Genomic DNA, 11,344 nt, shown 5'->3' on the forward strand with positions numbered 1-11,344 from the left:
ACTCATTTTACTCTGTTGAGATAGATGGGTCTGCCTGTTCTTTTTTCGGGATAATCTCAAAAAACTGGTTCTGTATATCATCTAATAATGCTGTTAATAAAGCAACTTCCTCATATTGCTCATGTTCGTTTAGTACACGAATATAGTCTAGCAATAATTCAGTTACATCTTTCAAACCATTTTTACTAATTGGTTGTAATGTAACATTTGCCCCTTTTGCAATTCTTCTTTTTAAGGCCTGTTCTGTTAGGCCTAAGTTTGCATCATGACGCAAATAAACAACACCGCCAGTCATGCCAGCGCAAATCCATGGACCAGGGTCACCTAAAACAAGCGCTCGCCCATTTGTCATATATTCAAAAGCAAAACCTTTAATATTGGAGTATGCCCCTATATTTCCTTGCTCTTTTTCACGGAGTGGTTTTGTTATTCTACCTCCAATTATCATGTCTGCCCCAGAAAGGCGAATGCCAGCGCGAGCATCAGCGTTCCCTTGCACGTATAGTGCCCCTTTTTGTGCACCATATCCAAATCCTTTTCCGACAGAACCGTTATAATATACTCCGTCTTTTCCTTTTGATTTCGTTATATAAATCCCACCACCAAAGGAAGTTTTACCAATGCCATCTTGTGCGCCGCCATTTACGTGTATAAATAAATTTTCACTATTGTAAGCGCCTAACCCATTTCCGGGAATAGAACCATTCGTATACTTTAATGTAAGTGGTTCAAGTTGAGTAGCTTCATATAGTTTACTGCGAACGCGATAACATGATTCTAGACCACCCATAACTCGTTGCTCTACACCAACGCCTACTAATTCTTTTGAGTCAGCGGAATGAACTGTCTTAAATTGTTTTTCTGGTACACCATCTGTTGTTGTAACAGATGGATGTTCTATTATTTGTAATAAATTACGTAAGTTTAATAAATTTTCGCCTCGAACTTGCTCTAATAAATCAGAACGCCCAACAATTGCTTGTAAATTTGTACACCCAAGCTGTCCTGTTAATCGTTTTAGTTCTATACCGAAAGAGGTGAATAAATTTAGCAGGCCAGTAACTGCGCTTTCTAATTCGCGTGGGACGAAGCGGCGTAACCCATGTTCCTTTGCTTGAGCTTCAGACTCGATTTGTGTCGCAATTCCGACATGGCAAGTATCTAGATGACACCCACGGCAAGTAGTGCAGCCGATTGCAATCATTGATAGTGTGCCAAATCCAATACGGTTTGCTCCGAGAAGCATGATTTTCAAGGCATCATTTACACTTCGAATACCACCATCTGCCCAAATCTCTACTTTATGTCTCATGCTCGCTTCTAATAAAGCGTTGTGAGCGGCTTTAACACCAATTTCTACAGGAAGACCTACATGTTGCAAGGCGTGAATACGTGCAGCACCTGTTCCGCCATCGAATCCGCTAATGTTAATAAAATCAGCACCAGCTTTGGCGATACCGACAGCAATTGTTCCGATATTAGGAACGACAGGAACTTTCACGGCTACTTTGGCAAGTTGATTAGCTGTTTTAATTTCCGTAATCATTTGAGCTAAATCTTCAATTGAATAAATATCATGGTTATTAGAAGGTGAAATTAAATCTGAGCCAATTGTCGCATTACGTGCTTCAGCGATTTTGGCTGTTACTTTTGAACCAGGTAAATGCCCACCTTCCCCAGGCTTTGCGCCTTGACCGATTTTGATTTCAATTAAGTTCGATGAGTTTAGTAGTTCGGCATTTACTCCAAATCGCCCAGATGCCACTTGTTGTCCACGTGTATGTGGATATTTTCCAATCATATCTTTAATTTCGCCGCCTTCACCGTTCAAGCTAATCATATTTAGCTGATCGGCCGCTTCTGCATATGCGCGAAAGGCAATTTCGTTTTGAGAACCAAATGACATAGAACTAATAATAAATGGAAAATCATGGTTTTTAATGCCGATAGATACTTCTTCAGTTGGAACGACATGTTTTGTTTGTTTCGTTTGAACAAGGTGTCTGATTGCGATGGGATTATTCTCTTCTAGTTCACTTAACTTGTCACGGTAATCATCATAAGAATTTCCTTTTGCAACATCGCCGATTGCTTTCCAAATTCGCGGGAATATATGAAATGATTTTCGCATTCTAATTTTAGGATTGTTATAATCATCCGCTCGCATTTTTGCATCTTCAGTAAGTGATTCAAGTGAAAAAGCTAAATCATTTGAACCGAAGAAATTTGTAATCTGTAATATATTTGCGATTTCTTCATGTAACCCAATAGATGAATAGAGACGTCCGTAACCACGTAACTCATGAATTCCAATTGTTGAAATGACTTTTTCTAATCCTTTATTAAGTGCATTATACAGATTCGTAATTGGTGTTTTTGTTCCGTCATTTACAGTCGCGAATAATAAATATGGATTAATACCATCTGCTCCTAATCCATATAGCGTGACAATGTCATGTAAGGAGCGAAGGGCACCAGAACGTATAACGAGAGAACAATTGCGGCGTAATTTATTTTCACTTAATGCTTGATGTACTTTAGCAGTAACTAAATGTGGATCAATCCACAATCGCTCATTTAGATGGGCTTTTGCGTCATCTAATACTAGTAGGGAAGCACCATTGTTAACAGCAGCTATCGCTTCAGAACTAATGCGGCTTAATGCACATTGTAGAGTTTCTGACGAGCTGAATGTAGCAGAGATTGTGGCGATAGAGTTATGAGTTTTAAATAGCTCTATGAGTTGTTCGTACGTAATTGTGTGTAATTCCTCTGCAATAGGTTGTGCCACGCTTCCTTCTAAAATAATTGGTGAAAGCATTTCAACTACAAATGGCCGTTTTGCGCCGCTTAATAAACTTGGACGCTCTCCAAGTACAGTACGTGTAGAGAAGTGTTCAATTTCACGGTCACGGTCAATTGCAGGGTTTGTAACAACAGCTACACTTTCTTTAATAAAGTCAGCGATATTTCGTCTATCAGTATCAAGTGCGGCAAGTGGTGAGTCATGCCCAAGTGAGCGTATTGGCTCAACGCCTTTTGTTGCCATCTGTTCAAGAAGTTGAATATGTTCTCGGTCCCATCCGAAAGCGACGTATTGTTTCGTTTCAACTTGAACAGAATCACATAGCCCTTGGATTTTTTTCGTTTCAGGGATAGATAAATTTAAATGGTAATTGGTAGTATCAATTCGCTTTTTAAAACGGTTATATACTTGGATTTGATATTTGTCATATTCATAAAGAACAAGTTCATCTTGTTCATTCCATTTTAATCCGACTTTTTCTCCAGGAGCGAGTGGTTTTGGTTCTGCTACATATTTAGTTGGTGATACAACTCCAGGTTCAGAAGAGAAAATATAAGAGCTCTCTGTCTCTACTTTCCATACTGGGCGTAATCCAAGGGAATCAACGCTGAAAACAGCTTCATCTTTAAAACGGGAAATGATGCCAGCTGGTCCTTGGGCAAAATGTCCCCATGCTTCACGTATATACGTATATAAATCTTGTAAAGGTGTTTCATAAAGTTTAATTTCATTAATAATTGGTGGGAATAGAATTTCCATTGCTTCAAATAAGCTGTAGTTGTATTGAACAAGTAGGGTTTCTAAGGTGCGGTTTAAATCTTGAGAGTCACTGCCTCCTGCAGTAAGTGGTACATCAATCATTTCGGCTTGATCGCGTAATTTCGCAATTGTGTTAATTTCACCATTATGTCCGAGAATGCTAAATGGTTGTACACGAAAAAAATTAGATAATGTATTAGTAGAGTAGCGGTTATGTCCTAATGTCATAGTTGAAGCGATAAGCGGATGTTGTAAATCATTATAGTAGGCAACAAGCGTATCACCAGCACCTAGAACTTTATATACAACATGATCACGACTTAATGAAGCAACATGAATTGCTTCGTTTTCCTCTATTTTTATTGTGACAGAAAATAATGTTTGCTCAATATTTGTAATTTCGTTTTCTGCGATAAGGGCAACTTGCCAAAATAAAGGTTCTTCTTGTTTACCAAGTGGACCGAGCGCATCTGAGTTTGTTACATCATCACTTTCGAAAATGATAGTAAAGTTTTTGTTGTTTAACTTTGTACGAATATAATCTTTTAAGGCAGTAATGTCTTCTTTTTTATTTAGAAAAAAATGTCCAACGATAAAGTGGGGATGATCCACAATCGTTGGATTATATCCGCTACTTTTTAGTTTTTCATTCCAAAGCGTTTTTGGTACATCAATGTGAATGCCGATGCCATCGCCCTCGCCATTAATGAAACCAGCTCTATGATTCATTTTGACGAGTGATTGTATGCAAAGGTCAATGTTTTCTTTTGTAGCAATTTTTCGTTTCTCCATAACGGAAACGATTCCACACGCATCATGTTCTGCATTTCTATAATCTCGAAATAAAGACGGTGTCCATGTATTTTTTTTATTGAGCATCCGTCAATCCCCCCTCTTGTAAAAGTTAGAATAATCTTACTATTTAAGGTGCGAATCACCTTGTACACAGAGATAGTAATGCTGTAAAAGAATATAAAACAGATAATTATGAATAATTATACTATTAATACGGAATTTATGAAATAGAAAAAAGGAAAAAAGAAAGGTGAGCTTTCTTTTTTCCTTTTAATGACGGGATTATTTATTGTCTGCTAGGGCAGCAAATGCTCTGCCGACAGCTTCGATTGTATATTCAATATCTTCTTTTGTATGTTCTGTAGTTAAGAACCATGCCTCGTATTTAGAAGGTGCTAAGTTAACTCCTTCTTGAAGCATAAGCTTGAAGAATTTACCGAACATTTCACCGTCTGTATCTTGTGCGGCATCGTAATCTTCAATTGTGTTTGTTGTGAAGTATACAGTTAAAGCCCCTTTTAGACGGTTTAATGTAATGTCGATATTATGTTTCGCTGCTTGCTCTAAAATTCCTTTTTCAAGCATTGCACCAAGTTCATCTAATTTCTCATAAAGCCCTGCTTGTTGAAGTACTTCTAGACAAGCGATACCTGATGCCATAGAAGCAGGGTTTCCTGCCATTGTACCAGCTTGGTATGCAGGTCCAAGCGGAGCAACTTGTTCCATAATTTCTTTCTTACCACCGTAAGCACCGATTGGTAAGCCGCCGCCAATAACTTTACCAAGCGCTGTTAAGTCAGGTGTCACACCAAGTAAGTCTTGAGCACCACCGTACATAAAGCGGAAAGCAGTAATAACTTCATCATAAATTACTAGTGCGCCAGCTTCGTGAACAAGTTCATTCACTTTTTCAAGGAATCCTGGTTTAGGCTCTACAATACCGAAGTTTCCAACGATTGGTTCTACAAGGATAGCTGCTACTTCATGACCCCATTTATCTAAAGCCTCTTTTAAAGTTTCTACATTATTAAATGGAACGGTAATAACTTCTTGTGCAATACTTTGTGGTACGCCAGCTGAGTCAGGAGTTCCTAAAGTAGAAGGACCAGATCCAGCTGCCACAAGTACTAAATCAGAATGACCGTGGTAACAACCAGCGAATTTCATGATTTTTGTGCGACCTGTATAAGCACGAGCAACACGAATCGTTGTCATCACTGCTTCTGTACCAGAGTTTACGAAACGGACTTTATCTAATGCAGGCATTGCTTCTTTTAACATTTTTGCGAATTTTACCTCTAGCGCTGTTGGTGTTCCATAAAGTACCCCATTTTCAGCAGCTGTTGTAATTGCTTTTGTTATATGCGGATGAGCATGTCCAGTAATAATAGGACCGTATGCTGCTAAATAATCGATATATTTATTTCCGTCTACATCCCAGAAATAAGCGCCTTTCCCACGTTCCATAGCAACAGGAGCGCCGCCGCCAACTGCTTTAAAAGAACGAGAAGGACTATTAACACCGCCAACGATATGCTCTAAAGCTTCTTTATGTAATGCTTCTGACTTTGTGAATTTCACTACAATTCATCTCCTTACAAAAATCTATGTATTATTCTAACATGTTTTTCGAAAAGACGTATTGTTTGTGATAGCGCAGGCAGTTGGGTAAACTATTCGTTGTGACATTTAGGAGGGGGGTCCGATTATGAAATCGGTAATTGAGGTACAAGGGTTACGTAAAGAGTTTACAGCCTATTCAAGTCGTCCGGGCTTAAAGGGTGCATTTCGCGATTTATTAAATCGTAATTATAAAATAGTACCAGCAGTAAATGATGTATCTTTTACTGTAAAGCAAGGTGAAATGGTTGGTTATATCGGTGAGAATGGTGCTGGTAAATCAACAACAATTAAAATGCTTACGGGGATTTTAACTCCGACATCAGGGCAAATCACAGTAAATGGAATGAACCCACATAAACAAAGAGAAGAATTTGTAAGAACAATTGGTGTTGTTTTTGGACAGCGTTCGCAACTTTGGTGGGATATTGCAGTACAAGAATCGTTTCGTTTATTAAAGAAAGTGTACGGTGTATCAGACGCTCAGTATAAGGAGCATATGGAGCACGTAATTGAAACGTTAGATATAGGGCCTTTATTAGATAAACCAGTTCGAAAATTATCTCTTGGTCAAAGGATGCGTTGTGAATTAGCGGCAGCCTTAATTCATAATCCACCGTTATTATTTTTAGATGAGCCAACAATTGGGTTAGATGTACTTGTGAAATTGAAAATACGTGAATTTTTAAAAGAAATGAATGAACGTTATAAAACAACAATTTTATTAACAACACACGATATTACTGATATTGAAGCTTTATGTGAGCGCGTTATCATGCTGGATGAAGGGAATATTATGTATGACGGTTCTTTAAGTAATCTTCGTACGCAGTGGGGAGCAGAGAAGGAAATTCACTTTCAGTTTGTTGCACCAGTTTCCTATCAGGATTTATCAATGGTTATGCCAGATAATCATGTCGTTTGGTCGAAAGCGAAAGAGGAAAATGCATGGGTTGCAAAAATTCCGAATGAAGAAGTTATTATTTCAATGCTTATTTCTAAAGTAGTACAAGCATTTCAAATTAAAGATTTAAAAATTAACGAAGTGTCTACAGAGGAAATTATTCGTAACATTTATGAAGAAGGTATTACGCATGGGTAAGTATATTGAAATGATTCGAATTCGCTTTTTAATGATGCTTGCGTATCGTACAAATTACTATAGCGGGATTTTAATTTATACGATTAATATCGGTGCTTACTATTTTTTATGGCAAGCAATTTATAGCGGAAAAGAGAATATTGAAAGTTTATCTATTTCGCAAATGACCACGTATATCGCAATCGCGTGGATGGCACGTGCCTTCTATTTTAATAATATAGATAGGGAAATTGCGATGGAGATTCAAGAAGGACGTGTGGCTGTAGAATTAATTCGTCCGTATAACTATTTGGGAATGAAAGTTATGCAAGGTCTTGGCGAGGGAATATTCCGTTTTGCCTTCTTTTCCATTCCAGGCATGGTTATCGTTACGTTATTATTTTCGTTGCAAATTACAACGAATTTTCAAACTTGGTTATATTTCTTCTTATCTTTAGTATTTAGCTTTATTATTAATACACAAATTAATTTAATGACGGGAATGCTTACGTTTTTCCTATTTAATAATAGTGGGATTATGTATGCAAAACGCGTTGTTATTGATTTATTTTCAGGTCTATTATTACCAATTAGTTTTTATCCGTTATGGGCCCAAAAAGCAATGATGTTTTTACCATTTCAGGCTATTAGTTATATTCCAAGTATGATTTTTTCTGAAGGTATACAGGGGAGTAAGTTGTATGAGGCTTTAGTATTTCAAGTGATTTGGGCGATTGTACTTATTATTCCAATTGTACTCATGTGGAGAACGGCGAGAAAACGTCTAATTGTACAAGGGGGATGATGAGATGCTATATATAAACTTATTTTTACAATATGCAAGTCAATATATAAAAACGAAATTGGAGTATCGAGGCGATTTTATCGTTGGTTTACTTTCTGATTTATCGCTTCAAGCAGTTAATTTAATATTTATTCTCGTTGTATTTGGGCATACACAAGCATTGAAGGGATGGAGTCGAGAAGAGGTAATCTTTATTTATGGTTTCTTTTTAGTGCCATTTGCCATCTTTTCAGCTTTCTTTAATATATGGGATTTTAATGATCGATACATTATTAAAGGGGAGATGGATCGTGTATTAACGCGACCGATCCATAGCCTATTTCAAATTATATTAGAAAGAATGGAACTTGAATCTTTAATTGGAGCTATTACAGGGATTGTTGTAATGGGATATGCAGCTGTGGAGTTACAATTATCTTTTTACTGGTATGATTTCTTCTTATTTATATTGATGGTAGGAGGAGGAGCACTTGTATATGGAGGGATATTTGTTACGTTGGCGAGCCTTGGTTTTTGGTCGGATGCGAAAAGTTCAATTATGCCTCTTATGTATAACATAGGTAATTACGGGCGCTATCCTGTTAATATTTATAATCGTGTAATTCGTTTCATTTTAACGTTTGTTTTACCGTTTGCATTTGTTGGAGTATATCCAGCGGCATACTTTTTAAGAAAAACAGAATGGAATAGTTATGCATTTGCGACGCCAATTGTTGGTGTTATCTGTTTTACGATTGCAATCACCCTCTGGAACCAAGGGGTAAAAAGGTATCGTGGCGCGGGTAATTAATTATAGAAGCTTGTTCGTTTCTAAGGGATAAATCAGTTCTCCACCTCATACATATAAAATGAGGTGGAGGACATGTTATGGGGATTTATTCTATTAATTGCAGCAATCGCTATTTTGAAAAGTGTCCAATTATTATGGAGTTCCTATTCGGATTCAACGCGTTTTTTTTCGCTCTATAATTTGGCCACATTATTTTTAATCTATACAACAGTACTAATCGCATTTGGATTAAGTTACGTTGTATTAGAGGAAATGGGTTTCGCAGTTTTGAAAGAGGACGGAGAAAGTTTGAACGCTCATTCTTTTCAACTCGTCGAAGTTTGTTTATATTTTAGTGCAGTTACTTTATTGTCTGTTGGATATGGTGACATATCTCCGATTGGAATTGGGCGATGGATTGCAATCGCAGAAGCGCTAATTGGATATACACTCCCTTTTGCTTTTGTGATGAGGTCTGTAATAGACAATGAAAAATAAGGAAGCATTTGTTATAGTAAAGGAAAAGAGTAGGAGTGATAACTATGATTACAGTAGGAGAAATGGCACCAGAATTCACATTAGAGGGAAGTAACGGAGAAGAAGTTCGCCTAGCTGATTTCCGCGGTAAAAATGTAGTTCTCTATTTTTATCCGAAAGATATGACGCCAGGATGTACAACTGAAGCATGTGATTTTCGTGATGCGTATGGAGTATTTCAAGAGAAGGATACGGTTATTCTTGGAGTAAGTCCTGATTCAGCGAATAGACATTTGAAATTCATTGAGAAACATGAATTGCCATTTACACTTTTAGTAGATGAAGATCATAAAGTAGCAGAGTTATACGATGTTTGGAAGTTAAAAAAGAACTTTGGGAAAGAGTATATGGGAATCGAGCGTTCTACATTCCTTATTAATAAAGACGGTGAACTTGTAAAAGAGTGGCGTAAAGTGAAAGTGAAAGGACATATTGAGGATGTTCTTTCTTATATAAAATAAATCTACATTGGAGATAAAATATGCAGAAACAAGGCAAGTGTCTATACATATTTTACTCCCTTACATAAAGTGGAAGTGTAGGGCATACCTCCTCAGATGATAGTATTCCAAGTGCGATTATGTCGCACTTTTTTCTATGGAATATATGAAGAAAAAAGGGAAAGATACATAAAAACAAGTCCTGAATATAAAAATAAACTACATACTTATAGTAGAAATATTGACGATTTATAAGAAAAGGAGTACACTCTTTATAAGAATTATAAAATAATAATCCGTATAGAATCGGGGTGCATGACGGTGGTCAAAGAAGAATTAAAAGAAGCGCTAGAAATGCTGAAAAATACGGGTGTACGCATTACTCCACAGCGTCATGCTATTTTAGAGTACCTTGTGGAATCAATGACGCACCCAACAGCGGATGATATTTATAAAGCATTAGAAGGTAAGTTTCCAAATATGAGTGTTGCAACTGTCTATAATAACTTACGTGTGTTTAAAGAGGTTGGACTTGTAAAGGAATTAACTTATGGAGACGCTTCAAGTAGATTTGATTATGTTACAAGTCAACATTATCATGTGATTTGCGAAAAATGTGGTAAGATTGTTGATTTTCCTTATGGAGGCTTGGAAAAGCTGGAAGAGGAAGCTGCGAAAACGACAGGCTTCGTTATCAATAGTCATCGCTTAGAAATTTATGGCGTTTGTCCAGAGTGTCATAAGGCGTAATATATAATAAAGAAAGAGGCTGACGGCTATACGTCAGCCTCTTTCTTTATTATATAAGGATTAGAGTGAGGCTAATCGGGATTTACAGTGCTAAGTTAGTAAGAAGGGTTAGATAAAAGTTTGTCGAATTTACTTTGTATTGGTGGAAATGAATTCTGGGAGGGGACATTTTGAAGAAATATGAGATTAAAAATAACATTCCAACATTGGAAGAATATAAATATTTATGTGATTCTGTGGGATGGACTAACTATATGAACTTTGAGGTGGCGGAAATATCACTTCAAAATTCGATTTACTGTATAACAGTCAAGGATAATAATCAAATCATCGGCATGGGGAGAATTGTTGGTGATGGGGCTATCTATTTCTATATTCAAGATATAGTGGTTCATCCAGAGTATCAAAAGAATGGTATTGGAAAGAAAATAATGAATACTTTAGTAGAATACTTAAATCAGAATGCTCCAGATAAAGCATTCATTGGTTTGTTTGCGTCGCAAGGTAAAACATCATTCTACGAAAAATATGATTTTAAAGATTATTCGCCTAATATGACAGGGATGTTTACTGTTATTTCGAAAAAATAGGTGTAATAAATTTAATAAAACAATTAAAAAGTTGATTTTTTAAGAAATCAACTTTTTAATGAGTTGAAACATTTGTAGTGTTGCAAATTCGTATTTCCCTTGATACTTATGATTTATAACTCTTCTTATTATACTTTTCATCAAATTCTTTTCCTTCTAGATCTCGATCTAGTGTTAAAGGTTGATTGCAGTGCATACATGCATCGACACGGCCGAGCATTTTTGTTGGCTTATCACAGCTTGGGCAAATAATTTGGATAGTCTTAGTAGATAACATACCAATCCAAAAGTAAACGACAGTGCTAGCGATAACACTTAAAAAGCCAACCATCATAAACGTTGTCATAATAATAATGTTTTCGCGGAAAAAGACACCTAAGTATGCAATGAAG

General features: G+C 36.7%; 10 protein-coding genes (1 of these 10 running past the window's edge). 7 read left to right on the forward strand and 3 right to left on the reverse strand.

Features of this window, described 5'->3' with window-relative positions; translation table 11 throughout:
• Positions 1 to 7 precede the first annotated feature (7 nt).
• Together MKY21_RS02605 and hemL are read right to left on the reverse strand one after the other, a co-directional pair.
• On the reverse strand, positions 8 to 4,444 hold the full coding sequence (locus MKY21_RS02605; protein ID WP_341075370.1) for a glutamate synthase-related protein: 4,437 nt from the start codon (positions 4,442 to 4,444) through the stop codon (positions 8 to 10).
• A gap of 198 nt (positions 4,445 to 4,642) precedes the next feature.
• The gene (hemL, locus tag MKY21_RS02610) at positions 4,643 to 5,941 is read right to left on the reverse strand and encodes a glutamate-1-semialdehyde-2,1-aminomutase (protein WP_000673236.1); all 1,299 of its coding nucleotides are present in this window, start codon (positions 5,939 to 5,941) and stop codon (positions 4,643 to 4,645) included.
• Between the two features lie 127 nt (positions 5,942 to 6,068).
• Between hemL and MKY21_RS02615 the strand changes: the two genes are divergently transcribed.
• The 7 genes from MKY21_RS02615 to MKY21_RS02645 all read left to right on the forward strand — a co-directional run bounded on the left by MKY21_RS02615 (position 6,069) and on the right by MKY21_RS02645 (position 10,952).
• The gene (locus MKY21_RS02615) at positions 6,069 to 7,082 is read left to right on the forward strand and encodes an ABC transporter ATP-binding protein (protein WP_000843659.1); all 1,014 of its coding nucleotides are present in this window, start codon (positions 6,069 to 6,071) and stop codon (positions 7,080 to 7,082) included.
• Entirely contained in the window at positions 7,075 to 7,866 is a 792-nt protein-coding gene (locus MKY21_RS02620) for an ABC transporter permease (protein WP_086392065.1), read from the forward strand. The genes MKY21_RS02615 and MKY21_RS02620 overlap by 8 nt, the downstream gene beginning before the upstream one ends.
• Positions 7,867 to 7,870: 4 nt before the next feature.
• The gene (locus tag MKY21_RS02625) at positions 7,871 to 8,656 is read left to right on the forward strand and encodes an ABC transporter permease (RefSeq protein WP_000965773.1); all 786 of its coding nucleotides are present in this window, start codon (positions 7,871 to 7,873) and stop codon (positions 8,654 to 8,656) included.
• Positions 8,657 to 8,728: 72 nt separating this feature from the next.
• On the forward strand, positions 8,729 to 9,133 hold the full coding sequence (locus tag MKY21_RS02630; RefSeq protein WP_000964343.1) for a potassium channel family protein: 405 nt from the start codon (positions 8,729 to 8,731) through the stop codon (positions 9,131 to 9,133).
• 44 nt (positions 9,134 to 9,177) lie between these two features.
• Positions 9,178 to 9,633 (forward strand): thioredoxin-dependent thiol peroxidase, encoded by a 456-nt coding sequence (bcp, locus tag MKY21_RS02635; RefSeq protein WP_000633710.1) that lies wholly within the window; start codon positions 9,178 to 9,180, stop codon positions 9,631 to 9,633.
• 300 nt (positions 9,634 to 9,933) lie between these two features.
• Positions 9,934 to 10,362 carry a peroxide-responsive transcriptional repressor PerR gene (gene perR, locus MKY21_RS02640; protein WP_000237829.1) on the forward strand — a complete coding sequence of 143 codons (429 nt, stop codon included), beginning with the start codon at positions 9,934 to 9,936 and terminating at the stop codon, positions 10,360 to 10,362.
• A 170-nt stretch (positions 10,363 to 10,532) separates the two neighbouring features.
• A complete protein-coding gene (locus MKY21_RS02645) occupies positions 10,533 to 10,952 on the forward strand; it encodes a GNAT family N-acetyltransferase (protein ID WP_000759738.1) in 420 nt (139 codons plus the stop codon).
• Between the two features lie 106 nt (positions 10,953 to 11,058).
• On the opposite strand, the gene MKY21_RS02650 is transcribed toward MKY21_RS02645, so the two are convergent.
• A protein-coding gene (locus MKY21_RS02650) for a YgzB family protein (RefSeq protein WP_000025066.1) crosses the window boundary here: on the reverse strand, positions 11,059 to 11,344 show its 3' portion. Its footprint extends 71 nt past the window's final position; 286 of the gene's 357 nt are visible here — the last part of the coding sequence; its start codon lies off the right edge, out of view — the gene reads right to left on this strand; it ends in the stop codon at positions 11,059 to 11,061.

The sequence above is a fragment of the Bacillus sp. FSL R9-9497 genome (assembly GCF_038005805.1).
GTDB lineage: Bacteria > Bacillota > Bacilli > Bacillales > Bacillaceae_G > Bacillus_A > Bacillus_A cereus.